The 25,425-nt window shown below is 69.8% G+C and carries 26 protein-coding genes; 19 read left to right on the top strand and 7 right to left on the bottom strand.

All coding sequences use genetic code 11. The annotated features are described in order from the left end of the window. Nucleotides 1–175: 175 nt before the first annotated feature. Complete coding sequence (locus P6F26_RS07045) at nucleotides 176–979, top strand: CapA family protein (protein ID WP_278027958.1); 804 nt, start codon at nucleotides 176–178, stop codon at nucleotides 977–979. Between the two features lie 16 nt (nucleotides 980–995). Here P6F26_RS07045 and P6F26_RS07040 read toward each other — a convergent pair whose 3' ends face one another. Beyond that, a complete protein-coding gene (locus tag P6F26_RS07040; protein WP_278027957.1) occupies nucleotides 996–2,270 on the bottom strand; it encodes an MFS transporter in 1,275 nt (424 codons plus the stop codon). Nucleotides 2,271–2,350: 80 nt separating this feature from the next. Further along, a complete protein-coding gene (locus P6F26_RS07035) occupies nucleotides 2,351–3,187 on the bottom strand; it encodes a universal stress protein (protein ID WP_278027956.1) in 837 nt (278 codons plus the stop codon). A gap of 169 nt (nucleotides 3,188–3,356) precedes the next feature. Between P6F26_RS07035 and P6F26_RS07030 the strand changes: the two genes are divergently transcribed. Further along, complete coding sequence (locus tag P6F26_RS07030; protein ID WP_278027955.1) at nucleotides 3,357–3,794, top strand: DUF3775 domain-containing protein; 438 nt, start codon at nucleotides 3,357–3,359, stop codon at nucleotides 3,792–3,794. Nucleotides 3,795–4,052: 258 nt separating this feature from the next. Here the strand turns inward: P6F26_RS07030 and P6F26_RS07025 are convergent, their stop codons facing one another. Beyond that, nucleotides 4,053–5,549 (bottom strand): carboxylesterase/lipase family protein, encoded by a 1,497-nt coding sequence (locus P6F26_RS07025; protein ID WP_278027954.1) that lies wholly within the window; start codon nucleotides 5,547–5,549, stop codon nucleotides 4,053–4,055. Between the two features lie 122 nt (nucleotides 5,550–5,671). Beyond that, nucleotides 5,672–6,871 carry an ROK family transcriptional regulator gene (locus tag P6F26_RS07020; protein WP_278027953.1) on the bottom strand — a complete coding sequence of 400 codons (1,200 nt, stop codon included), beginning with the start codon at nucleotides 6,869–6,871 and terminating at the stop codon, nucleotides 5,672–5,674. A 159-nt stretch (nucleotides 6,872–7,030) separates the two neighbouring features. Between P6F26_RS07020 and P6F26_RS07015 the strand changes: the two genes are divergently transcribed. The 6 genes from P6F26_RS07015 to P6F26_RS06990 all read left to right on the top strand — a co-directional run bounded on the left by P6F26_RS07015 (nucleotide 7,031) and on the right by P6F26_RS06990 (nucleotide 12,519). After that, the gene (locus P6F26_RS07015; protein ID WP_430736725.1) at nucleotides 7,031–8,059 is read left to right on the top strand and encodes a substrate-binding domain-containing protein; all 1,029 of its coding nucleotides are present in this window, start codon (nucleotides 7,031–7,033) and stop codon (nucleotides 8,057–8,059) included. Nucleotides 8,060–8,155: 96 nt separating this feature from the next. Next, nucleotides 8,156–9,208, top strand: a complete 1,053-nt coding sequence (locus tag P6F26_RS07010) for an ABC transporter permease (RefSeq protein WP_278027952.1) — start codon at nucleotides 8,156–8,158, stop codon at nucleotides 9,206–9,208. Beyond that, nucleotides 9,205–9,981 carry an ATP-binding cassette domain-containing protein gene (locus P6F26_RS07005; protein WP_278027951.1) on the top strand — a complete coding sequence of 259 codons (777 nt, stop codon included), beginning with the start codon at nucleotides 9,205–9,207 and terminating at the stop codon, nucleotides 9,979–9,981. Before P6F26_RS07010 ends, P6F26_RS07005 begins: the two co-directional genes overlap by 4 nt. Further along, nucleotides 9,965–10,579, top strand: a complete 615-nt coding sequence (locus tag P6F26_RS07000) for a nucleoside/nucleotide kinase family protein (protein ID WP_278027950.1) — start codon at nucleotides 9,965–9,967, stop codon at nucleotides 10,577–10,579. The genes P6F26_RS07005 and P6F26_RS07000 overlap by 17 nt, the downstream gene beginning before the upstream one ends. Before the next feature lie 226 nt (nucleotides 10,580–10,805). Beyond that, complete coding sequence (locus tag P6F26_RS06995) at nucleotides 10,806–11,813, top strand: adenylate/guanylate cyclase domain-containing protein (protein ID WP_278027949.1); 1,008 nt, start codon at nucleotides 10,806–10,808, stop codon at nucleotides 11,811–11,813. 58 nt (nucleotides 11,814–11,871) lie between these two features. Continuing rightward, nucleotides 11,872–12,519: a Crp/Fnr family transcriptional regulator gene (locus tag P6F26_RS06990; RefSeq protein ID WP_278027948.1), complete on the top strand. Its 648-nt coding sequence runs from the start codon at nucleotides 11,872–11,874 to the stop codon at nucleotides 12,517–12,519. A gap of 40 nt (nucleotides 12,520–12,559) precedes the next feature. On the opposite strand, the gene P6F26_RS06985 is transcribed toward P6F26_RS06990, so the two are convergent. Next, nucleotides 12,560–13,324, bottom strand: a complete 765-nt coding sequence (locus tag P6F26_RS06985; protein WP_278027947.1) for a DeoR/GlpR family DNA-binding transcription regulator — start codon at nucleotides 13,322–13,324, stop codon at nucleotides 12,560–12,562. A 243-nt stretch (nucleotides 13,325–13,567) separates the two neighbouring features. On the opposite strand from P6F26_RS06985, the gene glpD reads away from it, so the two are divergent. From glpD to P6F26_RS06965, 4 genes are all read left to right on the top strand, one after another. Continuing rightward, nucleotides 13,568–15,229: a glycerol-3-phosphate dehydrogenase gene (glpD, locus tag P6F26_RS06980; protein WP_278027946.1), complete on the top strand. Its 1,662-nt coding sequence runs from the start codon at nucleotides 13,568–13,570 to the stop codon at nucleotides 15,227–15,229. Nucleotides 15,230–15,484: 255 nt separating this feature from the next. Then, nucleotides 15,485–16,969: a glycerol kinase GlpK gene (gene glpK / locus P6F26_RS06975; RefSeq protein ID WP_278027945.1), complete on the top strand. Its 1,485-nt coding sequence runs from the start codon at nucleotides 15,485–15,487 to the stop codon at nucleotides 16,967–16,969. Next, entirely contained in the window at nucleotides 16,966–18,096 is a 1,131-nt protein-coding gene (locus P6F26_RS06970; protein WP_278027944.1) for an iron-containing alcohol dehydrogenase, read from the top strand. The genes glpK and P6F26_RS06970 overlap by 4 nt, the downstream gene beginning before the upstream one ends. Before the next feature lie 81 nt (nucleotides 18,097–18,177). Continuing rightward, on the top strand, nucleotides 18,178–18,822 hold the full coding sequence (locus P6F26_RS06965; protein ID WP_278027943.1) for a hypothetical protein: 645 nt from the start codon (nucleotides 18,178–18,180) through the stop codon (nucleotides 18,820–18,822). Nucleotides 18,823–18,856: 34 nt separating this feature from the next. On the opposite strand, the gene P6F26_RS06960 is transcribed toward P6F26_RS06965, so the two are convergent. Then, nucleotides 18,857–19,498 carry a L,D-transpeptidase gene (locus tag P6F26_RS06960; protein ID WP_278027942.1) on the bottom strand — a complete coding sequence of 214 codons (642 nt, stop codon included), beginning with the start codon at nucleotides 19,496–19,498 and terminating at the stop codon, nucleotides 18,857–18,859. Between the two features lie 255 nt (nucleotides 19,499–19,753). On the opposite strand from P6F26_RS06960, the gene P6F26_RS06955 reads away from it, so the two are divergent. The 3 genes from P6F26_RS06955 to P6F26_RS06945 all read left to right on the top strand — a co-directional run bounded on the left by P6F26_RS06955 (nucleotide 19,754) and on the right by P6F26_RS06945 (nucleotide 21,248). Next, nucleotides 19,754–20,596, top strand: coding sequence for a 3-oxoadipate:acetyl-CoA acetyltransferase (locus P6F26_RS06955; protein ID WP_278027941.1), 843 nt, complete (start codon nucleotides 19,754–19,756; stop codon nucleotides 20,594–20,596). 299 nt (nucleotides 20,597–20,895) lie between these two features. Continuing rightward, nucleotides 20,896–21,030, top strand: a complete 135-nt coding sequence (locus tag P6F26_RS06950; RefSeq protein WP_278027940.1) for a hypothetical protein — start codon at nucleotides 20,896–20,898, stop codon at nucleotides 21,028–21,030. 29 nt (nucleotides 21,031–21,059) lie between these two features. Further along, nucleotides 21,060–21,248, top strand: coding sequence for a hypothetical protein (locus P6F26_RS06945; RefSeq protein WP_278027939.1), 189 nt, complete (start codon nucleotides 21,060–21,062; stop codon nucleotides 21,246–21,248). Between the two features lie 60 nt (nucleotides 21,249–21,308). Here P6F26_RS06945 and P6F26_RS06940 read toward each other — a convergent pair whose 3' ends face one another. Continuing rightward, the gene (locus P6F26_RS06940) at nucleotides 21,309–21,692 is read right to left on the bottom strand and encodes a dihydroneopterin aldolase (protein ID WP_278027938.1); all 384 of its coding nucleotides are present in this window, start codon (nucleotides 21,690–21,692) and stop codon (nucleotides 21,309–21,311) included. 334 nt (nucleotides 21,693–22,026) lie between these two features. On the opposite strand from P6F26_RS06940, the gene P6F26_RS06935 reads away from it, so the two are divergent. From P6F26_RS06935 to P6F26_RS06920, 4 genes are all read left to right on the top strand, one after another. Continuing rightward, on the top strand, nucleotides 22,027–22,914 hold the full coding sequence (locus tag P6F26_RS06935) for a LysR family transcriptional regulator (protein ID WP_278027937.1): 888 nt from the start codon (nucleotides 22,027–22,029) through the stop codon (nucleotides 22,912–22,914). Between the two features lie 109 nt (nucleotides 22,915–23,023). Next, entirely contained in the window at nucleotides 23,024–23,647 is a 624-nt protein-coding gene (gene wrbA / locus P6F26_RS06930; protein ID WP_278027936.1) for an NAD(P)H:quinone oxidoreductase, read from the top strand. After that, nucleotides 23,647–24,285 carry a DsbA family oxidoreductase gene (locus P6F26_RS06925; protein ID WP_278027935.1) on the top strand — a complete coding sequence of 213 codons (639 nt, stop codon included), beginning with the start codon at nucleotides 23,647–23,649 and terminating at the stop codon, nucleotides 24,283–24,285. The genes wrbA and P6F26_RS06925 overlap by 1 nt, the downstream gene beginning before the upstream one ends. A 184-nt stretch (nucleotides 24,286–24,469) precedes the next feature. Next, nucleotides 24,470–25,354: an EamA family transporter gene (locus tag P6F26_RS06920; RefSeq protein ID WP_278027934.1), complete on the top strand. Its 885-nt coding sequence runs from the start codon at nucleotides 24,470–24,472 to the stop codon at nucleotides 25,352–25,354. Nucleotides 25,355–25,425 lie beyond the last annotated feature (71 nt).

Here is a 25,425-nt window from a genome sequence, read left to right as displayed (position 1 = left end):
CGACCGCTCAGGGCGCCTTCTCGATCCGCGCCCAAGGCTTGGGGGGCGCGCGCTCGGGATTGACCGCGATCATCACGGCGGCCGGGCCATCGTGGCAGGCATGCCGTGTGAGCATCGGGCATTCCGTGACGATCAGGGCCGCGGCCTTGCGCGGCGCGCCGTGCGGGTGCGCGCGGTGACGCGCCCCGGCGACCGTCTGCGGCTGTTTCTCGGCGGCGACGTCATGACGGGCCGGGGCATCGACCAGATCCTCCCGCAGTCCTGCGACCCGGCGCTTTTCGAGGACTGCATGACGTCCGCCCGCGGCTACGTCGCGCTCTCCGAGCGGGTGAGCGGAGCGATCCCGCGCGCGGTCGGGCCGGACTACGTCTGGGGCGATCTTCTGGAGGACATCGCCCGGCGGGAGGTCGACCTGCGGCTGGTGAACCTCCAGACCGCGATCACCTCGCACGGCGCGCACGATCCTTCCAGGGGGACCCATTACCGGATGCACCCCGGCAACGTGGCGCTGCTTGGGGCCGCGCGGATCGACGCGGTGTCGCTGGCCAACAACCATGCGCTCGACTGGGGTGCGGACGGGCTGGCAGAGACGCTCACCACACTCGAGGCTGCCGGGATCGCCGTCTGCGGGGCGGGCCGGAACCAGGCCCGGGCCTTCGCCCCGCGCGAGCTGCCGCTCGCGGATGGCGGGCGGCTCCTGCTGGTGGGCCTCGCGCTTGGCGACAGCGGCGTGCCGCCGTCATGGGCCGAGGGTCCGGACCGGCCGGGCTTGGCCCGGACCCCGCCGGGCGAGGCGGCGGCCCGCGCGGCCTCGCTTCTCGCGGAGCTCCGCCGGTTCCGCCTGCAGCGCGCCAACGACGAGGCACGCGGCCGGCTCGCGTGGCGGATGGACCGCGAGGCGGGCCGCTTCGGCGGACGGGTGGCGGAGACGCCGCAGGGGCCGCTGCGGCTCGAATGGGACGATCCGCGCAGCAGTTGAACGCGCGCGGCCCCGGTCACGCCCTGCCCCCGGCGCCTTCTTCTTCCGGCCCCTGCTGGAGCGGTATGACGGCCTGCGTCCCGTGACTGACTGGCGGCTGGACCGCGAATGCCACGCGCTCGGCCGCTGGCGCCGGGGACCGTTTCAGGCCGACCACCGCCACGAGACAGGCGAGCCCAAGCTCGATGGCGGCCGCGAACAGGAAGAGGCCCCCGTAGTCGACGGCCGAGATCAGGAGACCGCACAGGAACGGCCCCGCGATCGCACCTGCGCCGAAGACCATCAGAAGATGGCTGCTCACGTCGACGTATCCCTCGGGCTGCGCGCGGTCGTTGGCGTAGGCGATGCAGATGGAATAGAGCGTCAGCGCCGACGCGCCGAACGTGGCCCCGAGGGCGTAGACCTGCGGCATCGAAAGCGAGGGCGCGACGGCGAGGCCCGAGCCCGCCGCCGCGGCCGAGACGGAAAGCCCGCCGATCACCCAGCGCCGGTCGATCCGGTCCGAGAACCGGCCGAGCGGCCATTGCGCCAGCGCCCCGCCAAGGACGCAGACGGCCACGAACAGCGCCACCGGGGCGCCCGGGCCGATCTCGTTGCGCGCATAGAGGGGCGCGAAGGTCCAGAATGCGCTGTTGGCAAGTCCGGCCGCGAGACAGCCGATGACGGCCAGCGGCGCGGTCGCGTAGACATCCCGCAGCCCCAGCCGCGCGGGGCGCGGGATCGTTGGCACGGCGCCGTTCGTGACGGTGAGCGGGATCATGGACAGGGCGATCGCGATGGAGGCGAGCGCGAAGAGCTCGAACGTGTCTGGGGCCGCGAGCGGGTAGACCAGTTTGCCCACGATCACGCCGATCCACGTCGCAAGCATGTATTGCCCGAGGATGCTGCCCCGCGTCTGCGGCGTGGCCCGGTCGTTGATCCAGCTTTCCGCGACCATGAAAAGACCCGCGAAGCAGAAGCCCGCCAGAAGCCTCAGGCCCATCCACACGACCGGCGCCGCGGTCAGCGCATGGACGAGCGCGAGGCTCGCGGCCGCCGCCGAAAGCGACGCGTAGCACCGGACGTGCCCGATGCGCCTGACCGTGCCGGGCAACCGCAGGCACCCCAGCACGAAGCCCGCGTAATACATCGTCCCCAGAAGCCCGATCGCCTCGGTCTCGAAGCCGACGATCTCGGCCCGCACTGGCAGGAGCACGCCTTGCAGGCCGCTTCCGATCTCCAACAGGAACACCGCCGCCATGAGGCTGAGGGTGGAGTCGTGGAACCGGCCGGGTGTCTGCCGTTGCTGCATGACGGTTTCCAGTGTTCGGCGGGACCCGCCGGGACGCCGCGCGCGCCGGGTTCGTGCCCCCGACCGCCGCGGGTCCGGCCTCAGCGTGACAGGAGCACGGGCAGCTTCGCGTTCTCCAGCAGGTCGCGCGTCACGGCGCCGATGAGCATGTCGTAGACCTGCGAATGCCCGAAGGCGCCGGTGACCAGAAGGTCGGCACCCGCCTCGCGGGCGGCGCGCAGGAGGGTCTCGGCCCGGTCGTCCGCCGTGCCGCTGCGGTCGCTCAGCGTGACCCGGAACCCGTGCCGGTCCAGCGCGGCGGCGAGATCCTCGCGCGACGAGATGCCCGGCGCCGCCTCCTCGGCGCGGCGGAGCACCGAAACCAGTTCGATCTCCGCGCCCGGCGCGGCGAGAAGCCTCGCGTCATGGGCGGCGCGCGCCGCCTCCCGCGTCTCGGTCCAGCCGATGACGATGCGGCTGGCCGGGCCGCGAAGGCCGCCCGCCTCCTCGGGCAGCACGAGGACGGGACGGCCGAGATCGCGGATCATGCGATGGACCGTCACGCGGTCGTCGGGAGAGCGGGCCTCGGTGCCGTTCGTGCCCACGATTACCAGGTCCGCGCCGCGGCCGCCCGCAAGCAGGAAGGCATCGGTCCCGTGAAGCCCGGCTTGCGCGCGGTATTCCCCCTGGATGCCGTCGCGGCGCAACGTCTCCTCGAGGAGGGCGCGGATGCGTGCGGATTCGGTTTCTTCCCATTCGATCATGCTGGAGAAAAGCATCGGCTCCGATCCCACGGCATTGGCGAAGAGGATCGGCGTGAAGGGGTGGATCGCCGTCAGATGCGCATCGAGCCCTGCGGCGAGTTCCGAGGCGCGCGGCACCAGCCACCGCGCCTCGGAGGCGTCGAAGATGACGAGGCAAAGGCTTCTTGCGTTCATTGCTGGCGCTCCCGGCCGGACCATGGATGCCCTCTTCTGTCCGCCGCGCGGCCGGCACGTCATTGACGGCGGTCAAGATCCGATGACAGCCGTCAATGCGCCGACGCTGGCGGCGCGGAACCATGCCGTCATCCGAGGGCGACCCAGACAGGCCCGGGGGGACACGACCATGGCAGACGAAAACGCGAACGCGCCCGGGGCGGAGATCGAGCTGTCGGTGCCGCTCGATACGGTATGCGCCATCATCGAGCTTGCCCGAGATCTGCAGGGCAAGTCGGAGAGCACGCTTTACGACGACGAGCGCGCCGACCCGGACGAGCTGGAGGCGGACATCTTCGAGGACCGGGGGTCGGATCCCGCCGCGCTGGAGTTCGAGACGCTTGTCTCGGACCTGTCGGAGGACGCGCAGACCGACCTCGTCGCGCTGATGTGGCTCGGACGCGGCGACGACGAGGACCTTGACGCGCTGCGCGCGCTGGCGAGCGAGGAAAGGACGGGCGAGACGCACCGCTACCTTCTCGGCACGCCTATGCTCGCCGATTACCTCGCGTCCGGGCTGGAGGCCATCGGACGGGATTGCACCGATTGGGAGGGGCGGTCGATCTGAACCGTTGCGACCCGTCAATGACGCGGCGGGGCGAACGGCTCATGATCGAGGCCCGGCAGGAGGAGCGGGAACGGAGACGGACGGCCGCGGGAGCGTCCTTGGGCGCGGAGCGGCCACTCTACGGACCGGACCTGCGTGGAGTCCCGTCGGGCGGGTCCGTCGCGAACCGGCTGAGCGCCCCCGGGGAGACCTTGGCGGTGGAAGCTGGGCGCGGCGGATCCGGCCTAGCCGCGTGCCTCGGCCCGCGCGCCGCCGCGCCTACCTGATCCCGTGCCAGATCCGCCGGATCCCGCCCATGGGATCGTCCAGGACGCGCGGCGTCTCGTCGAAATGCATGGTCGACCGCGCGAGAGGGTCGAACTCCGGCCATCCCGGATCGCCCGACCACGCGAAGGCCGTCCACGCACGGTGCATCGCATCCGCGAGGCCCTGCGGCGGCTCGGGGCCCAGAACCGCCTCCGTCGCCGGGCCGAAGGACTTGAAGACGAAGGGGATTTCCATCGAGTGCGCGGCCCCGAGCCTGCCGCCGAACGCCGGCGACCCGCGCCAGCCGAATTCGTAGAAGTAGGTGCGGCCGGGGCCGCCGCCCGCATGGGCCTCGGAGAGGCGCAGCGCGGGGAGGCGCCAGTACCAATCCGTCTGCAGCGCAGAGAACAGGTCGCCCGGCGACGCGCCGGGCAGAAGCCGGCGGTAAGCCGCGAGCGCCTCCTGAGGCGGCAGGCCGTAGGCGGCGGCCATGCCCGCCGCGGCCTCGTCCGTGATCCGTCCAAGCGCGTCCCCTTCGGCGAGGAACAGGCGCGTCTCGTCAAGGTTCGTGCCCACCATCAGGTCGATCTCCGAGGCGCTGCCGTCCCGAACCGCGTCCACCGGGCGCCGGGGCAGCGTGTCGCCGTCGAGGACCGGCTGCCAGGGCAGCATGGTCAGGGCGGCCTCGCCCCAGACGGCCGGATCAGGCGCGGCCTCGAGGTCCTGCCGGAGCTCGGCCTGCGCGGCGAGAAGCGCCTCGCGTGGGGCGGCGGCGATGGCCTCGCGCGTCGGCGCGACGCCCATCTTCCCGGCGAGCCGCCTGCCGATGCGCAGCGCCGTCTCGGGCGCGCTGACGTGATGGCCCCCGCCGCTCTGGATGATCGCGCGCCGGAAAAGCCCCTTCGCCCGCGGCATCGCGAGAAGCGTCCCGATGGCCAGCGCGCCCGCGGATTCGCCGAACACCGTGACGCAGCCGGGATCGCCGCCGAAGGCCGCGATGTTGTCGCGGACCCACGCCAGCGCGGCGATCTGGTCGAGAAGGCCGATGTTCGACTGCCCGTCGCCGAGATGGAGGAACCCCTCGGCCCCGACGCGGTAGTTGATCGTGACGCAGACGATGCCGTCCTCGGCGAAAGCGCTGCCGTCGTAGAGCGGCGATGCGCCGGTGCCGTGGAACTCGAACAGGCCGCCGGGCACCCAGACCATGACGGGCCGTCGCGCAGGCTCGAGGCCCGAGGTGAATACGTTCAGCGTCAGGCAGTCGTCCCCCGGCCCGACGAATTCCGGAAGGAGCATCCGGACGAAATCGGGGTAGTCGGTCTGCGGCGGCTTCGGGCCGAACGCGAGCGCGTCGCGCGTCCCCTCCCAGCGCCGCACCGGGCGCGGCGGGCGGAGGCGGGCCTCGCCCACCGGCGGCGCGGCGTAGGGAATGCCCCGGAACACGATCATCCCGCCCGAGCTTTCGCCCCTCACCCGTCCCGATGCGATCTCGACGGTTACGGTCTCCATGCGGGCTCCGGCAGGTGGGTTCGGTCCTCGAAGGCCACCCTAGCGGGCGCTGCGCCCACCGCATTGACGACGCGCAATTGCAGGCCCGCCGCAAGCCCGCGCGCGCGGACGGCTTCGGCGATCTACTGCTTGGAGGCCTCGACGAGGAAACGGGCGCTGAGTGGCAGGCTGGCCGCGCCAAGCGACCGGGCGTCCGCGCCGGTCGTGCCCACGAGGATCTCGGGCGTGTAGATGCCCGTCATGTCGAGACTTTCCAGCTCGGCGCGTATCCGCGTCACAAGATCGGCCCGCAGGCGCGCGGGAAGCCAGCCGTCGATCAGGAATGCGTCGAGGTCGAGGATCGTCTGCGCCGAACGGACCGCCTGCGCCAGCGCGTGGGCGGCTTCGGCCAACCAATCCTCGATCACGTCCTCGGGGATGTCCCAGCCTTCGGGCTCGATCCAGATCTGCTGTGGGTCGATGCCTTGCGCGATCAGGCTCGCCTCCAGCGTGGACAGCGAGGCGAGGTCGATGAGGTGGCGCACCGTGCCGTTCCGGTCCGGCACGGTAAGCGGACCGAGGCCGGCCGCGTTGCCATGCGGCCCGGTGAACAGCGAGCCACGCAGCACGAGGCCGCCGCCGATGAAGAAGGCGACGTAGAAGCTTGCGAAATTGGCCGGAAGAGCAACCCCTCCGAACACCAGTTCGGCGCTGCAGGCGGCGGTGGCGTCGTTTTGCAGGAAGATCGGAAGCGCGACATGCTTCGCTAGCTCGGCCTCGAGGTCGCGGACCTTCCAGTCGGCCATGCGGTCGGGCGACACCCCGATGCGCTGCGCCCAGCCCCAGAGGTGAAAGGGCATCGCGATGCCGAGGCCCGAGATGCGCCCGGACCGATCCGGCCCGAGACGCGCGCGAATCGTGTCGATGGCCTGCCGCGAGAATTGCAGGACGTCGTCGAAGGCGGGGTATTCGTAGATACGCTTCTCACGATCCACGATCCGGCCGAGGAAATCGGTGGCCACCAGCTCGACCGAGCGGCGTCCCACCTTCAGCCCCAGGAAGAACGCGCCCTCAGGATCGAGAGCGAGCGGGATCGACGGCTGTCCGACGCGCCCCCGCTGCGGGTCCCCGCGCAGGATCAGGCCGTCCGCCTCGAGCGCCCCGATCAGCCTCGAGACGGTTTGCGCCGAAAGGCCGGTGCGCCGCGCAAGCTCGGCCTTCGCCAGTCCGGGCGAACGGCGCAGGAGAGTGAGGGCCAGCCTCTCGTTGCGCTCGCGCATGCCCTGCTGGTTCGCACCATGCTGGGCAGGGCTTTTGACGTCGCGGCGATCAAGCTTGGTCATTGGCATCCCGCATAACCCGTTTCTGCAGGAAAAATCGCGCGGAAGGGATCGCGCTGTCAATAAATAACTCTCTGGAAGTTATATATTGACAGTCCCGTCCCCTAGGTGGACAGTGCGATGGTCCGGCCGGGAGGGCCGCACTCAGAGGAGGAAACAACCATGAAATTCGCCAAACTCGCACTCATGGGCGGGGCGCTGGCGCTGACGACCGGCGGCACGGCCCTTGCCGATGCCCACGGCGACGTCTCGGCGTGCCTGATCACCAAGACCGACACCAATCCGTTCTTCGTCAAGATGCGCGAAGGCGCGACCGCGGCCGCGGAAGAGCTCGGCGTCGAGCTGATGACCTTCGCCGGGCAGTTCGACGGAGATCACGAAACGCAGGTCGCAGCGATCGAGACCTGCATCGCAAGCGGCGCCTCGGGCATCCTGCTGACGGCGTCCGACACGTCCTCCATCACGCCCGCAGTGACGCAGGCGCGCGAGGCGGGCCTTATCGTGATCGCGCTCGACACGCCGCTGTCGCCGGCCGATGCCGCCGACGCGACCTTCGCGACGGACAACTACGAGGCCGGGCGCCTGATCGGCGCATGGGCCGCGGGCCAGCTTGGCGATGCCGCCGCAGACGCGCGCATCGGCCTGCTGAACATCAACGAGAGCCAGCCGACGGTCGGCGTCCTGCGCAACCAGGGCTTCCTCGAGGGCTTCGGCATCGACCTTGGCGATCCCAACCGCTGGGGTGACGAGGACGATCCGCGCATCGTCGGCCACGACGTCTCGAGCGGCGCCGAGCAGGGCGGCCGCGAGGGCATGGAGAACCTGCTGGCCATCGATCCGATGATCAACGTCGTCTACACGATCAACGAGCCCGCCGCCGCCGGCGCCTACGAGGCGATCCGGGCCATCGGCCGCGAGAACGACGTCCTGATCGTGTCGGTCGACGGCGGCTGCCCCGGCGTGCAGAACGTCGCCGAAGGCGTGATCGGCGCGACGTCGCAGCAGTATCCGCTGGACATGGCGCGTCTCGGCATCGAGGCCATCGTGCAGTATGCGGCCGACGGCACCCTGCCCGAGACCTCGCCCGGCCTCGACTTCTTCAACACCGGCGTTTCGCTGATCACCGACGAGCCGGTCGAGGGCGTGCCCTCGATCTCGTCCGAAGAGGGCCTCGAGCTCTGCTGGGGCTGATCGCTCCGGCACGCAAGATGTCATAACCGCGATCCCGCCCTCCGGTCTGTCGGAGGGCGGGACCTTCGTTCCAGCATTCGAACCGGGCGCCCGCACATGACCGACAACTACGAAGCCGCCGCAAGCCGCGACACCACGCTCGCCGAATTCCAGCAGCCGGCCCCGACCTTCGCCTACCGGGTCCAGAACCGTCTGCACCTGACCCCATCGCTGGTGCCGCTTCTGGTGCTGATCGGCGCGGTCATCGTGTTCGGGATCACGCTGGGCGAGCGCTTCCTGTCGCCCTTCGCGCTGACGCTGATCCTGCAGCAGGTGCAGATCGTCGGGATCGTGGCGCTGGCGCAGTCGATCGTCATCCTGACGGCGGGCATCGATTTGTCGGTCGGCGCGGTCATGGTCCTGTCGTCGGTCGTGATGGGACAGTTCACCTTCCGCTACGGCCTGCCGGCCGAAGTCGCGGTCTTCTGCGGGCTGATCTGCGGCGCGACCTGCGGGCTCATCAGCGGCATCCTCGTGGCCTACGTCAGACTGCCGCCCTTTATCGTGACGCTCGGCATGTGGCAGATCGTGCTGGCGACGAACTTCCTATATTCGCGCAACGAGACCATCCGAAGCCAGGACATACAGGCGGACGCGCCGTTGTTGCAGTTCTTCGGAACGCGGGTGGAGCTCGGTGGCGCGATCTTCACCTACGGCGTCATCTTCATGCTGGCGCTTGCCTTCGTGCTGGCCTACGCGCTGCGCCACACCGCGTGGGGCCGCCACGTCTATGCCGTCGGCGACGACCCCGAGGCCGCGGGCCTCGCGGGCGTCAACGTGCGCGGAACGCTGATCTCGGTCTACGTCCTGGCCGGGCTGATCTGCGCCTTCGCCGGCTGGGCGCTGATCGGGCGGATCGGATCGGTGTCGCCCACCTCGGGCCAGATGGCCAACATCGAAAGCATCACCGCCGTGGTGATCGGGGGGATCTCGCTTTTCGGCGGGCGCGGCTCGATCCTAGGCGCGCTCTTCGGGGCGCTCATCGTGGGGGTGTTCACCCTCGGGCTGCGGCTGGCGGGGGCCGATCCGCAATGGACGAACCTGCTGATCGGCATCCTCATCATCGCGGCCGTCGCGGTCGACCAGTGGATCCGGAGGATTTCCGCATGACACAGCCCATTCTCAAGGCGCGCGGCATGGTGAAGCGTTTCGGCAAGGTGACGGCGCTCAACCATTGCGACTTCGACCTCATGCCGGGCGAGATCCTCGCCGTCATCGGCGACAACGGCGCCGGCAAGTCGGTCATGATCAAGGCGCTCTCCGGCGCGATCCAGGTCGACGAGGGCGAGATGTTCCTCGACGGCAAGCCCTACCGCTTCAGCTCGCCCATCGAGGCGCGCGAGGCCGGCATCGAGACGGTCTACCAGACCCTCGCGATGTCTCCCGCCCTGTCGATCGCGGACAACATGTTCATGGGCCGCGAACTGCGAAAGCCCGGCATCCGCGGCACCATCCTGCGCCAGCTCGACCGCGCGGCGATGGAGAAGTTCGCCCGCGACAGGCTTTCGGAACTGGGGCTCATGACCATCCAGAACATCAACCAGGCGGTCGAGACCCTGTCGGGCGGGCAGCGTCAGGGCGTGGCCGTCGCGCGTGCCGCGGCCTTTGGCTCGAAGGTGATCATCCTCGACGAACCGACGGCGGCCCTCGGCGTCAAGGAAAGCCGCAGGGTGCTGGAGCTGATCCAGGACGTGAAGGCGCGCGGCATCCCGATCATCCTGATCAGCCACAACATGCCCCACGTCTTCGAACTGGCCGACCGCATCCACATCCATCGCCTCGGCCAGCGCCTGTGCATCGCCGATCCCCGGCAGATCGCGATGTCGGACGCCGTGGCACTGATGACGGGGGCGGTGAAGCCCGAAGATGTCGTCGCGGCCTGAGCTCGCGCGCGCCCTCGACGGTCTCGCGGCGGCGGACGGCAGGCGGCGGCTGGTCGCCATCGCCGGGCCGCCTGGCGCGGGCAAGTCGACGCTGGCCCACGACCTGTACGCCGAGTTGCGCCACAGGGGCGAGACCGCGGCGGTGGTGCCGATGGACGGCTTCCACCTCGACAACCGGGTGCTTTCGGAAAAGGGCCTTCTGGCCCGCAAGGGCGCCCCGCAGACCTTCGACGGCGACGGCTTCGCCAACCTCGTGCGCAGGATCGGGGCGGGCGAGCGCGTCTACTACCCCGTGTTCGACCGCGACCGGGACATCAGCATCGCGGGCGCGGCCGAACTGTCGCCCGACACGGATTACGTCCTGTTCGAGGGCAACTACCTGCTGTGCGACGTGCCGCCGTGGGACGGGCTTCTGCCGCTGTGGTCCTTCACGGTCTTCGTGGACCCCGGGCGCGACGTCATCGCCCGGCGGCTTCTGCAGCGCTGGCGGGATCAGGGGCTTTCCGAACAGGACGCCATCCGCCGCCGCGACGGCAACGACATGCCGAACGCCGACTTCGTCCTGGCCAACAGCATCGTGCCGGATCTGAGGGTCTGAGCCGGCGCCGCGCGACCTTGCGCCCCAGCTCGCGCACCATGCCCGCCAAGCTCCGGATGCGCCCCGGATGCGCCTGTTGCGTTTAGCGGTTGTTACCTTGGGTCAGCTTGGCATACTTTTCGTCCCATAATCCATGCGTTGAAGAGTTTGCGCGGTCGTGACGCGGGTTTTCGCAAGTCCCGGCCGTTATCGGACTTGCCATGGGCATCGAAGGGACAACCACCGGATGGGCCAGGTCGATCTTGCTTGGGTGCTGCTGTGCTCGATCCTCGTCTTCGTGATGCGGGCGAGGTTCGCGTGCATCGAAGCCGGGATCATCCGCGCCAAGGACAACATCAGCGTCGCCATGAAGAACATCCCGGACTTCGCGCTTTCGGTGATCCTGTTCTGCGTCCTCGGCTACGGGCTGATGTTCGGGGCGGGGTCGGACGTCGTCCATGCCGTGGGCGGCGGCAGCGCGCTGGGAATGACGGACGCGGTGCTGGAGTTGTCGCTGAACACCGTCGTCAGCGGGGCGGGCGGCGTTCTGACGGGACTTGACCTTGCCTGGGCGATCGACCGCGAGGCGAGCATATTCCACGGCATGAACGGCGGCCTTGCCGTCCTTGTCGTCGTGACGGCGGCTGGCGGTCTCGTCGGCCTGCGCGTGGCGATGGTGATCGGCGTCGTCGCGGGCTGCATCGCGCTGTTCGGCGACCGCCTGCATGAACGGCTTCGCATCGACGACATGGTTCGGGCGGTGCGGCTCCATTTCATGGCGGGGCTCCGGGTGCTGGTTGCGGTCGCCCTGTCGGGCTTCGGCGCGCTGACGCGGCATGTGGAGACCACCGGCCGCAACGTCTGGGATCACGGCGCGATTGCAGTTGACGGGGTGCAGGAGTTCCTGTTCGAGACAAGGCAGGCTGGTCGCCAGACCAGCCGTGATCTGCAGGCGCGGGTCGCAATCCACAGCGGACCGCTGGTTGCGGGCGTGGTGGGCGAGCTGCGCTTCATCCACGACGTGCGGGGAATGACCGTGAACATCGCCCGGCGTATCGAGGAGGCAGGCAAGACCGGGAAGATCAGCGTGAGCCACACTGTGATCGGCCGGATCGGTGACGAGTTCGTTGACCAGCGTCAAGCGCGTGTGTGCCTCAAGGGGGGCCGTCCGACGATACTCCATACGATCGAAGGCGGCCGCATCGGAGTGGCCCGCAAGTCCGGTCGCGCACCGGATGCCTTGACGGGAGCCTGACCCGTGCCAATTGCCCGCGGCGACCTGCCGATCCAGCAGAACGGGATTTGACGGCATCATGGACATGCTTCCAGACCCCATCGAGCTCGTAGGCTACCTGGCCTCGGTCCTCGTCTTCATCACGTTCTGCATGAAGACCCTGGTCTGGCTGCGGGTGGCCGCGGTCGTCTCGAACATCGCCTTCATCGTCTACGGAGTCGGCGGACAGCTGTTTCCCATCCTGCTGCTGCACAGCGCGCTGTTGCCGATGAACCTGTTCCGCCTCGGCGAGCAGGTCGCGCTGATCCGGCGCGTCCGGAAGGCCACGCAGGGGCCAAGCTCGGCCGAGGTGCTGCTGCCCTTCATGACCGAGATGCACGTCGCGGACGGGGCGGTCGTCTTCCGCCGGGGCGACGAGGCCGACACGCTCTATTACGTTCAGGAGGGCCGCGTGGAGATCGTCGAATTCGGCAAGTTCCTCGATGCGGGCGAGATCTTCGGCGAGATCGGGCTGTTCTCTGACGGCAAGCTGCGCACGGCGACGGTGCGCGCCGCGGGACGCGCGACGCTCTGCGCGATCGACCGGCCGACGGTGCTCAGGATCTACCAGGAGCATCCGGAGTTCGGGTTGATGCTGACCCGGCTCATCACCGACCGCATGGTGGAAAACCAGGCCCAGCTCTACGAACAACTGGCCAGCTCCGAGGCCCGGAAGACACGCGCCTGAGGCTTCGCCCGGCGTGCGCGCCTTGCCGGGGCCGCCGGTTTCAGCCGCGGCAGACCACGATTTCCGTGCCCCAGTCATGGCAGTCGGCCGCCAGCGAGGGGGGCGGGGCGGCGTCGGTGTAGAACCTGTCGATCTGCGACAGGGAGCCGATGCGCGCCGGGGCGCGCCGCTGGAACTTCGACCTGTCCGCGACGAGGAAGCTCCGGCGCGCCTGCCGCAGGATCGTCTGACTCACGCCGACCTCCTGGATGTCGTAATCGAGCATGTCGCCGTCGACGTCGAGCGCGGAGCAGCTGATCACCGCGAGATCGAACTTGAACTGCTGGATCGCCTGCGTCGTCACCGTCCCCACGAGCCCGCCGTCCGACCGGCGCAGGAGCCCGCCCGCGACGATGATTTCGCAGGCCGGGTTCTCGACCAGGATGTTGGCCACGTTGATGTTGTTGGTCAGAACCATGATGTCGCGGTGCTTCATCAGGGCGTGGGCCACCGCCTCGGTCGTGGTCCCGATGTTGAGAAAGAGCGAACAGCCGTTGGGAATGTCGCGCACGATGCGCAGGGCGATGGCCGTCTTGGCCTCGTCGTTCAAGCCGCGCCGGTCCTCGTAGCCGATGTTCGTGATGTTCGACTGAAGCACCGCCCCGCCGTGCACGCGCTCCAGCTTGCCCTGCGCGGCCATCTCGGCGAGGTCGCGGCGGATGGTCTGGAGGGTGACGCCGAAATGCTCCGCCAGGCCTTCGACCGACACGCGCCCGTCGCGGCGCGCGATGTTCAGGATTTCGGGAATGCGAAGGCTTTGGGACATCCGGTCGTTCCGGCCACGGTCGACGATTCGCAGACCCGCCAGCCATGTTGGTTTCGTTTTGATGCTAGCCTTCGCCCGTCCGATCACGCAATATGGAACATATATGAAACAAAGCGCTTTGAGTCATTCGCTTTGCGCGAAAAGCGAACATATCGGGTTCGCGATGATTATCCTGTTGCGCGATCTTGTTCGCTTTGACTAGGGTCGACGCCGAGGAGATGACCATGGCGCTTGGGAGGGCGTATGGCGTTGCAGGACAACCAGCTTCATGCCGGCGATGCGCCGTTCGACCTGCTCGTGATCGGCGGCGGGATCAACGGTTGCGGCATCGCCCGTGACGCGGCCGGACGGGGGCTTTCGGTCGTTCTGGCCGAGAAGGGCGACCTTGCCGGGGCGACGTCGTCGGCCTCCACCAAGCTGTTTCACGGCGGCCTGCGCTACCTCGAGTATTTCGAATTCAGGCTGGTGCGCGAGGCCCTGATCGAGCGCGAGACGCTGCTGCGCGCGATGCCCCACATCAGCTGGCCGATGCGCTTCGTGCTGCCCTACCACAAGGACATGCGCTTCGAGAGCGACACGCCGACCTCGAAGCTTCTGTCCTTCGCGATGCCTTGGATGAAGGGGCGTCGTCCCGCCTGGCTGATCAGGCTCGGCCTGTTTCTCTACGACCACCTCGGCGGTCGGAAGATCCTGCCGCCGACATCGACGCGCAGGCTTGTCGGCACGCCCGAGGGCGCGCCGCTTCAGGACCGCTTCGAGAAGGCCTACGAATATTCCGACTGCTGGGTCGAGGACAGCCGCCTCGTGGTGCTGAACGCCCGCGACGCCGAGGCGCGCGGCGCCACGATCCTGACCCGCAGCGAGGTCGTCTCGGCCGAGGCGCAGGACGGCATGTGGTCGGTGACGATCATGCGCGACGGCGAGGCGCGGACGATCCGCGCCAAGATGCTCGTGAACGCCGCCGGCCCCTGGGTCGGGGACGTGATCCACGGCAAGCTTAGGCTCAACAGCCGCGAGAACGTGCGCCTCGTGCGGGGCAGCCACATCGTGACGAAGCGCCTGTTCGACCACGACAAGTGCTACTTCTTCCAGGGCACGGACGGCCGCATCATCTTCGCGATTCCGTACGAATACGACTTCACCCTGATCGGGACGACCGACGCCGAGCACGAGGACCCGGCTCGCGCGCCCGTCTGCACGGACGCGGAGCGCGACTACCTGTGCAATTTCGCCAGCGCCTACTTCAAGCGGCCGGTCACGCCCGAGGACGTCGTCTGGAGCTATTCGGGCGTGCGCCCGCTCTATGACGACGGGGCAAGTTCGGCCACGGCGGCGACGCGCGACTACACGCTGAAGGTCGACCGCTCGTCCGGGGCGCCCGTGCTCAACGTCTTCGGCGGCAAGATCACGACATACCGGCGGCTCGCGGAATCCGCGCTCGAGAAGATCGGCGGGCAGCTGACGCTGGGGAAGGGCGCCTGGACGGCCGGCGTGCCGCTGCCAGGCGGCGATTTCGCCCATGACCGTGTCGGCGCCCTCGTGGACGAGCTGAAGCGGGACTATGCGTTCCTGACCGACTTCTGGGCGCTGCGCCTCGTGCGGGCCTACGGGACCGAGGCGCGCGAGGTGCTGGGCACGGCGCGCGAGGCCGCCGATCTGGGGCGCGACTTCGGCGCGACGCTGACCGAGGCCGAGGTCGACTGGCTGATGCGGCGCGAATACGCGCGCACGGCGCAGGACGTCCTGTGGCGCCGGGGCAAGCTGGGCCTGCGGCTGAGCGAGGCACAGGCAAGAACGCTCGACGACTGGATGCACGAACAAGCGCCCCTCGCCGCCACCGGGGCGCAAGAGGGGACGAACGAAGGGAGGATGGGCCATGTCGCTGGTGCTGGACGGCGTATCTAAGATCGTCGACGGAAAGACGCACATCCATGCTGGCCGCGTCTGGACGACGAGCGTGGCGAGCCCATGACCGTCGCCTACGACGAGCTGATCCGCCGCTGGACGGAATGATCCGACGCTCCGGGGCCGCCTGACGCGGCCCCGGCACTCCACGGGCGGAGCAGCTGCAGGCCGGCTCCGCCCGTTTTCATGACTGCCGCCCGGTCGGGCGGGACGGCCGCGCACCCAACATCGCATCCTGCCTGGAGGAGAAAGGTCATGGGCTACATTCTGGCGCTCGATCAGGGCACGACATCCAGTCGCGGCATCGTCTTCGACGGAACCATGCGCATCGCCGCCGTCGCGCAGGAGGAATTCCCGCAGCACTACCCGGCCTCGGGCTGGGTCGAGCACGATCCCTCGGACCTCTGGGCCACCACGGCCGCCACCGCGAGGGCGGCGATCGAGAAGGCCGGGCTCCATGCCGCCGACATCGCCGCGATCGGCATCACCAACCAGCGCGAGACGACGCTGGTCTGGGACCGCGCCACGGGCCGCCCGATCCACAACGCGATCGTCTGGCAGGACCGTCGCACCGCCGATTTCTGCGCGAAGCTGCGCGAGGACGGCCACGAGCCGATGATCACCGCGCGGACCGGCCTTCTGGCCGACCCCTATTTCTCGGCGACCAAGGTCAAGTGGCTGCTCGACAATGTCGAAGGCGCCCGCGACCGCGCGCGCCGCGGCGAGCTTGCGTTCGGCACCGTCGACAGCTGGCTGATCTGGAACCTCACCGGCGGGCGTCACGTGACCGATGCGACGAATGCCGCGCGCACCATGCTTTACGACATCCACAAGGGCCGCTGGAGCCGGACGATCTGCGACCTCTTCGACATCCCCGTCGAGATGCTGCCCGAAGTGCTCGACTGCGCCGCCGATTTCGGCATGACCCGCGCCGACCTCTTCGGGCGGGAGATCCCGATCCTCGGCGTCGCGGGGGATCAGCAGGCCGCCACCATCGGGCAGGCCTGCTTCACGCCCGGCATGTTGAAATCGACCTACGGAACCGGCTGCTTCGCCGTTCTCAACACCGGCGACACGCCCGTGGCCTCGACCAACAAGCTTCTCACGACGATCGCCTACCAGCTCGACGGGCGGCCGACCTATGCGCTCGAGGGGTCGATCTTCATTGCCGGCGCCGTGGTCCAGTGGCTGCGGGACGGACTGAAGGTGATCCGGGCCGCAGCCGAGACGCAGGGCCTCGCCGAGACGGCGGAGACTTCGCAGGACCTGATCCTCGTACCCGCCTTCGTGGGCCTCGGCGCGCCCTACTGGAACCCCGAGGCGCGCGGCGCGGTCTTCGGCATGACGCGCAATTCGGGCCCGGCCGAATTCGCGCGCGCGGCGCTGGAGTCGGTGGGCTACCAGACCCGCGACCTGCTGGAGGCGATGCAGGCGGACTGGGCGCGCGAGGGCGCGCAGCCCTCGCTGCGGGTCGATGGCGGCATGGCGGCCAACGACTACGCGATGCAGTTCCTGTCCGACATCATCGGCGCCCCGGTGGACCGCCCCGAGGTCCTGGAGACGACGGCCCTCGGCGCTGCATGGCTCGCGGGGACGCGCGCCGGCGCATGGCCCGACATGGAGGAATTCGCGGCGACCTGGGCCATGGAACGTCAATTCACGCCCCGGATGGACGACGCGCAGCGCGCCCAGCGCTACACACGCTGGAAGCGGGCCGTGACCGCGGTACTGAGCGTATGAGCGTCGCCGCCTTCGGTTTCGCCACGGCCGGCGCGATCCGCTTCGGACGCGGCACGCTGGCCGAGGCCGCACCCTCGGCACTGGCGCGCGCGAGGCGCATCCTCGTGGTGCGCAGCGCCTCTGTCGCGGCGGCCGACGACCTCGTCCGGGCGCTCGGGGCCGGGGGCGATGTCCTCGAGATCGTGGCGCGGGGCGAGCCCGACCTGCCGGGCATACTCGCGGGCTGCGAGACGGCGCGGCCCTTCGCGCCCGAGATGATCGTGGCCATCGGCGGCGGCGCGGTGATCGACCACGGCAAGGCGCTTGCCGCCCTGCTGCCCGCGCCGCACGGGCCGCTGCGCTATCTCGAGGTGGTGGGCGAGGGCCGGCCCCTCGACACCGCGCCGCTGCCGGTGATCGCGATACCGACCACCGCGGGAACGGGTTCGGAGGTCACGCGCAACGCCGTGATCCAGATCCCCGATGCGGCCCGCAAGGTCAGCCTGCGCGACCCGCGCCTCTATCCCGCGCTCGCCATCGTGGACCCGAGCCTTGCCGCCTCCTGCCCGCGGCACGTCGCGCTCGCGTCGGGCCTCGATGCCGTCACGCAGGTCGTCGAGCCTTTCGTCAGCCGGCGCGCGAACCCGTTCACCGACGCGCTCTGCCGGGACGCGATCCCGCGCGGATTGTCGGCGCTGCGCCGCATCATGGACGCGCCCGACGACGGGGCGTGGGACGACATGGCGCTGACCAGCCTTGCCGGGGGCATCGCGCTGGCGAATGCGGGTCTCGGGGCCGTCCACGATTTCGCCGGCGTCATCGGCGGCCTTACGGGCGCCGCGCATGGCGCGATCTGCGGCGCGCTGCTTCCGCACGTCCTGCGGGCGAACCGGCGCGCGGCAGGCCCAGACACACCGGGCGGCGAACGCCTCGACTGGGTGCTCGACCGGATCGGGGAGGAGTTCGAAAGCCTGGACGCCTTCCAGGAATGGTCGGCCGCGCATGGCCTGCAAGGGCTTGCCGACCAGGGCCTCGGCGCCGCCGACCATGCACGGGTCGCGCAGGAGGCGAAGGCCTCGTCTTCCTATTCCGCGAACCCGGTAGACCTCGATGACGCGTCGCTGAGGGCGATCCTCGCCGAGGCCTGAGGCGCGCCGGCGCCTCGACACAGGAGGCGGGGCGTGTTTGGCTTGGCCCAAGGCCGGCCCCACCGCCCGCCCCGGAGGCTGATGCAGCACCTGTTCTCGCTCGACATGCCGTTCCTGCGCTTCGCGCGGAACACGCTGATCGTGAGCCTCGCGGCCCTTGTGCCGCTGCTGGCGCTGTTCGTGTCGCTCAGGCCGGGCTTCGCGGGAATGCTTCTCGAGGGCGGACCGGCACTGTGGCTGTTCCTGCGGCAGGTCCTGACAAACGGGCTGCCCGTGGTCTTCGCGGTGAACTGGGTCGGCTTCGTGCTCTACGCCTCGCGGGAGGCGCGTGACGGGACGCGGGACGCGGCGTTGGCGATCCCGGTCGACATCGCCTTGCGCCTCGCGGTCTTCGTGGCGCTTCATGGCGTCATCTACGTCCTGTCGGCGCGGTGGTTCGGGTCCTTCGGCGGCGACCCCGCGACCGCGTTGAGCGTCGTCGCCCCGACGCTCGCGCGGTCCGCGTTTCTGGAGAACATTTCGGGCGTCTATCTCCATGCCACGCTGGTCAGCGCCCTGCCCCTCTACGTCTCGGCGATCCGGCGCTCCGTGCGTCTCGCGCCCCTCGCGAGGCGCTTTCCGGGGCGCTCGGGGCCAACCGTGCTGGCGCTGGCCGCCTTCGCGGCCTTCGTGGCGCTGCTTACCGTGTCGGCGGGCTGGGTGACCTCGATCCAGGGCGCGGGATGAGGCCGCGCGTCCGCCCCCTTGCGGCGGGTCCGGGTCAGGCCGGGTAGAGATGCGCGGTCACGCCGACAGCCACACGGTCGTAAAGATCGTTGATATGCGCCATGACCATGCGCACGCAGCCCGAGCTTGCGCGCGTGCCGATGGACCACGGCTGCGGCGTGCCATGAATGCGCAGGTAGGTGTCCCGACCGCCCTGGTAGAGGTAGAACGCCCGCGAGCCGAGCGCGTTCTCGGGGCCGGGCTCCATCCCGTCGGCCCAGCGCGCGTAGACGTCAGGCTCGCGCTCGATCATCGCGCGGGTGGGCGTCCAGCTTGGCCATTCCGCCTTCCGCCCGATCCTGAAGGTTCCCGGCTGGTAGAGACCGCCGCGCCCGATGGCGACGCCGTAGCGCATGGCCGTCCGGCCGGGGCCGATGTGGTAGAGGAACCGCGCGACCGCATCGACGTGCAGATCCCCCGGCGCAAGGCCCGCGCGCGTCTCGACGCGGGTCGGCAGGAAACGGGGATGCAGGCCCCAGGGGTTCGAGGTCGCCGGGTCGTAGTTCGGCGGCGTCACCTGCGCGTCCCACGCAGCCTTCTGCGCGGCGCTTGGCGGACCGCTGGCCAGCGCGGGGCCGGCGATGGGCCCCGAGAACAGGGCGGCGCTTGTCACGATGAAATGGCGGCGCGTCAGCATCTTCGTCCTCCCGCTCGGTCATGGCGGCCGGGGCCGCCCGCACGGCACCCGCTTCGCAGGAAGAACATCCGGCCGCGCATTCCGTTCCGGCGGGCGCGTTCCGATGGCGAGCCTGCCGCGCCCGGCGGCGCATGGCCACGCGGGGACCGCTCGACGCGGGGGCGATCCCCGGTTACTCGATAGGCGTGACGGAGGCGCGCGCCCGACGGGCCTGCGATCGGCGACCTGCAAGACAAGGCCGGGAGGCATGAAACCATGACGAACCCCTGCATCATCTGCGTGGCCATCACGGGCTCCCTGCCCACGAAGGCCAACAATCCCGCCGTGCCGATCACGGTCTCCGAACAGGTCGAAAGCACCCACGAGGCGTTCGAGGCCGGCGCCTCCATCGTCCACGCCCATGTCCGGAACGACGATCAGACCCCGTCCTCCGACCCCGAGAAGTTCGCGCGCCTGAAGGAGGGCGTCGAGAGATACTGCCCCGGCATGATCGTCCAGTTCTCGACCGGCGGCCGGTCCGGGGCGGGCCGGGAGCGGGGCGGAATGCTGCCCTTGAGGCCCGACATGGCCTCGCTGTCCGTCGGCTCCAACAACTTTCCCACGCGCGTCTACGAGAACCCGCCGGATCTCGTGGACTGGCTCGCCGCCGAGATGCGCGCCCATGACGTGAAGCCCGAGATCGAGGCGTTCGACCTGAGCCACATCCTGAAGGCGGCCGAGATGGCCGGTCGCGGCCAGCTTGCCGGCACGCCCTACGTCCAGTTCGTCATGGGCGTGAAGAACGCAATGCCCGCGGATCGCGATGTGTTCGACTACTACATCCACACCGTGCGCCGCCTGTTCGGCGAGGACGCGCCGTGGTGCGCGGCGGGGATCGGCGCGACCCAGGTCGTGCTGAACGAGTGGGCCATCGCCGCCGGAGGCCATGCGCGCACGGGCCTCGAGGACAACGTGCGCCTCGACCGCGACACGCTCGCCCCGTCGAACGCGGCGCTGGTGCGGCGCGCGGCCGAAATCTGCGACAAGCACGGCCGGCCCGTTGCGACATGGGCCGAGGCGCGCAGGATCCTCGGGCTGCGACCGCACCGCGCGGCGTGACGTCTGCCACGCCTGCCGAACGCGGGGGTGCATCCGGGGCGATGCGGCGCACGGGCTTGTGGCACGAAGGCCCCTGAGGACATTCAGGATTTTCTTTTCCGGGCTTAGGGTTGTCCCCAAGGCTCCCTTTGGGTCAACCCTTGGCGGCCTGCGACGTGTCGCATGGCGGTTCATTCATCTTTGCCAGTGTTCGAGTGTAAGAATTCGACGGCACGTCCGGCGGAACGACAATCAATACACGATCGGCCTGTCGGGCCAGTCGACGACGAGCCCGTTCAGCCGTGCCTGCCGACATCACCGTGAGCACCGACCCCGGCGAGGCGAATGCCGTCGTCACCTACGCGACCGTGACGGCGACCGTGACCTACGAGGCGACGGACGCGGCTGGCAAAACCGGCACCGCGAGAACCTCGAGCGGGGCGGGCACCTTCTGACCTGGGGCCTGCAGGGGATCTGGTCGCGCGTGGACGGCGACGCGGTCGCATCCTCTTTCATCGACGAGACCGAGGCCGGACGCGGACGCGTCGATGTTGGCTACAGGTTCAGCAACGAGGGCGGCATAACCGCGTCGGCGGACGTGTTCTTCGATGGCCTCGGGTCGAACCTCTTCACGACCTACGGTATCACGCTGGGGCTGCAACTCGACTTCTGACCGGGTGCGCGCGTGCCGGGCACATCCGTCCGGCACGCGCGGCCGAACCGCGCGTCCGCCCTACCGCAGCGCCGCCAGCCCCTCGCCGTCCAGCACGAGGCGGACGCCGAGGCTGCCCGACCCGGCCAGGACCGGGGACTTCCGCAACCTGATCTCCACGCCCTCGATCTCGGGATGCCGCGCGCACGCGCCCGCGATCCTCGTCATGAGCCGCTCCTGCGTCTGGTAATGGCCGTCGCGGGCGAGACGGTCGATCTCGGCGATCAGGGGGTCGTAGTCGAACACATGCGCCATCCCGTCCCGCGCGATCAGAACAAGGGACGGATCGATCGCCAGGACGAGGTCGAGAAGATGGGCCTCGGGCACGACGTCGCCGGGGCCATAGGTCCCGATATCGGTCACGAGAGCGAGGTCGTTCAGTTCGATGGCGCTTCGGCGGGTCACGGTCGGTCTCCTGCGGTCGGGGCCGGGCACAGGTAGCGCGCGCAGGGCCTGCGTCGCCGTCGCGCTTCGGAATTCCGAGGGCCGCGGCGCCGGGTCCGCGACACCCTCGACCGCGACGGCACGTCCTGCGACGAACGCGGGATCGGGACGCCTGCCTCGGACGTCGCCTGGGGCGGTCGTCGCTGGCTGGCTGTAGCCGCATCCCCGAACGGCGGGACGGGCGGGTCCGCATCTGCGGCTTGCCCCGAAGCCCCCGTTGATCCATGCCGGTCGTGCCACGCTCGGCCCCGAGGTCCGCCAGCGGCCGGGATGAAGCACGGAGGTTCCGGAGATCATGGACAAGCTGTCCGTCATGCGCGCGTTCCGCCGCATCGTCGAGCGCGGAAGCTTCGCCCGCGCGGCCGAGGATCTCGGCGTCTCCCCCGCCCTTCTCAGCCGCGAGATCAGGCTGCTGGAGGAAAGCCTCGGCAGCGCGCTTCTGACGCGCACGACGCGCTCCATGTCGCTGACCGATGCGGGCCGCACCTACTACGAAGAGACCGCCCATATCCTCGATGCCGTGTCGGGGGTCGAGGCGCGCATCCGCGAAGGCGCGGGCACCGTTCGCGGCCATCTGAAGGTCAACGCCTCCAGCTCCTTCGGGCAGACCGTGATCGCGCCGATGCTGCCGGACTTCCTGCGCGCCCATCCCGACCTCAGGCTGACCGTCTCGATGGACGACCGGGTGATCGACATGGTCGAAGGTGGCTTCGACGTCTCCATCCGCATCCGGCCCGCGATGCCTGACTCAGCGCTTGTGGCGCGGCGCATCGGCACAATGCGGCAGAGGATCTTCGCCGCGCCGGCCTACCTCGCGCGGGCGGGCGTGCCGAAGACGCCGGACGACATCGCGGGCCATCGCGTGATTGGCTTCCTGCTGGCCGAGCACCTCACGACGTGGCGCCTGAGCGGACCGGGCGGCACCGCGAGCCTCGAGGTCGATCCGCCGATACGTGTCGGCAACAGCCTTGTGCTGCGCGACCTGCTGATCGCGGGCGAAGGCATCGGCACGCTTCCCGACTTCGTCTCCGACGGCCCCGAGGCACGGGGCGAGTTGAGGCGCATCCTGCCGGAGTGGGAGCTTCCCGCGCCCGAGATCTTCGCCGTCACGGGCTCGCGTCTCGGGATGGACGCGCGCGTGACGGCGTTCCTCGATCATCTGCGCGCGGCCCTCGGGCCCTGACATTCTTCAACGGGCGTAAAGAATGAAGTGACGGACGGACGGTTATTCCGGCCCGCCGCATCCGCGATCCTCACGGGCGACGACAAGCTCAAACCGCAAGAGGATCACCATGACCCGCGTTCTCGTTCTCTACTATTCCAGCTATGGCCACGTCCGCGCGCTCGCCGAGGCCGAGGCCGAAGGCGCGCGCGGCGTGCCCGGCACCCATGTCGACCTGAGGCGTGTCCCCGAGACGGTGCCCGACGAGGTGCGGCGGAAGGCGGGTTTCGTGCATGACGACACGCCGCTCGCCACCCCCGCCGACCTCGAGGCCTACGACGCCGTGATCTTCGGGACGCCCACGCTGTTCGGGATGATGGCGGGACAGATGAAGTCCTTCCTCGATCAGGCGGGCGGGCTCTGGGCGCGCAACGCGCTCGTGGGCAAGGTCGCGGCGGTCTTCGCCTCGACCGGCTCGCAGCATGGCGGCCACGAGGCGACGCTTCTGTCCACGCAGATCCCGCTTCAGCACTTCGGGATGCTGATCGCGGGAATGCCCTACACCTTCGCGGGCCAGACCACGGCCAAGGCAATTGTCGGTGGCGCCCCCTACGGCGCAGGCACCATCGCGGGCGCCGACGGGTCCCGCGCGCCAAGCGCGACCGACCTCGCCGGCGCGCGCTTCCAGGGCGCGCATGTGGCGCGCATCGCCGCCCGGCTCGCCGGCGCGGACCTCGTCGGGGAGGCCGCGTGATGCCCGCGCTCACCATCGACTTCTTCCACGACGTCGTATGCTGCTGGTGCTTCAACGTCTCCTCGCGGATGCGATCGCTCGCGACCGCGTTCGACCTCGACATCCGCCACCGCACCTTCGTCCTTCAGGCGAGCACGGCCGAGATGGCGGAACGTTGGGGCAGCCCCGACTGCGCCCGCGAAACGATCCTCGGTCACTGGTCGGCCTGCCGGCAGGCAAGCGACGAACCCCTTCGCATCGACATTGACGCGATGCGCGCCGCGCCCTTCGACTATCCGCACGGGCTGACGGCCGCGCTTGGATGCAAGGCCGCGGAACGGCTTGGAGGACAGGACGCGCATTGGGACATGTTCGACCGCCTGCAGCGCGCGCACCTGTCCGGCGCCGGGAACGTGGCCGATCCGGCCCTCGTCCTCGCCACCGCACGGGACGCGGGCTTCGAAGCCGTGGCCTTCGCGGACATCTTCGACGATCCCGCGACCCGAACGGCGGTCGAGGCCGACCGGCATCACGCGCGAAGGTTGCAGGTCCGCTCGATCCCCGCGCTCGTCGTCCGCGAGACAGGCGCACGGCTCGTCAACGGCACGGCCGAGGATCTGGCTGCGCAGATCCGCACCGCGCTGCGCGCCGTCGCGTGAACGGAGCATGCCCATGATCCTCCGCAGTCTCCGGCGCCTCGGCGCCCCGGCACGCTGGCCACCCCGGCCAACGTGCAGGCTATCACCCCACATGCAGCGCGACATCGGCCTCGTGCCCCGTCCGGACCGGCCGCGCATTCCCCTTTACCCCCTCTGGTAAGCGCGCCCGCAAGGAGACATCGCCATGTCCCGCACCGCCGACATCCTCCTCACCGCCCTCGCCCCCGCCGTCTGGGGCAGCACCTACCTCGTCACGACGGAATTCCTGCCCGAAGGCTATCCGATCACCCTTGCCGTCCTGCGGGCCCTTCCCGCGGGCCTTCTGCTTCTTGCCGTCACGCGCAGCCTGCCGCCCCGGAACTGGCTGGGACGCGTGATGCTGCTCGGGGCGCTGAACTTCGCGGCGTTCTGGACGCTTCTCTTCGTCGCCGCGCATCAGCTTCCGGGCGGCGTGGCCGCGACCGTGACCTCGTTGCAGGCGCTCATGGTCATCGGGCTGGCCCGCGGGTGGCTGGGCGCGCCCGTCCGGGCGGCGGCGGTCGTTGCGGCCATCACGGGTGTCGCAGGCGTCGGCCTCCTGTTGCTCGGGCCGGGCGCGCCGCCCGACCCCGCCGGGATCGCAGCCGCCCTCGGCGCGGCCGCCGCCATGGCCGCCGGCACCGTGCTCAGCCGCAAATGGCAACCGTCCGTTCCGGCCCTGAGCTTCACCGCCTGGCAGCTCACGGCGGGCGGGCTCATCCTGCTGCCGCTGTCGCTGTTTCTGGAACCGGCGCTGCCGCCGCTGTCGGGGGCGAACCTCGGCGGACTGCTCTGGCTGGGCCTTGTCGGCGCGGCGGCGACCTACTGGATCTGGTTCCGCGGCGTCGCGCGGATCGAGCCCGGCTCGGTCGCCATGCTGGGACTGATGAGCCCCGTCACCGCCGTCGTGCTCGGGTGGATCTGGCTGGGGCAGGCGCTGAGCCCGCTTCAGATCCTCGGCGCGGCCATCGTCCTGGGGTCGGTCCTGGCAAGCCAGCTGGCGAACCGCCCCGCGCGGGCGCAGGGCGTGTCGCGCGCGGCATCCCCCTGAGGGATCGCCATGCAGGCCCTGCGTGTCGGTCCGGCCGGTTCCGGACCGCTCGCAAGGAAAGTGGCGCGCCC

This window comes from Roseicyclus salinarum, from assembly GCF_029624655.1.
In the GTDB taxonomy this organism is placed as follows: Bacteria; Pseudomonadota; Alphaproteobacteria; order Rhodobacterales; family Rhodobacteraceae; genus Roseibacterium; species Roseibacterium salinarum.
This window is presented reverse-complemented; position numbering and strand designations above follow the sequence as displayed.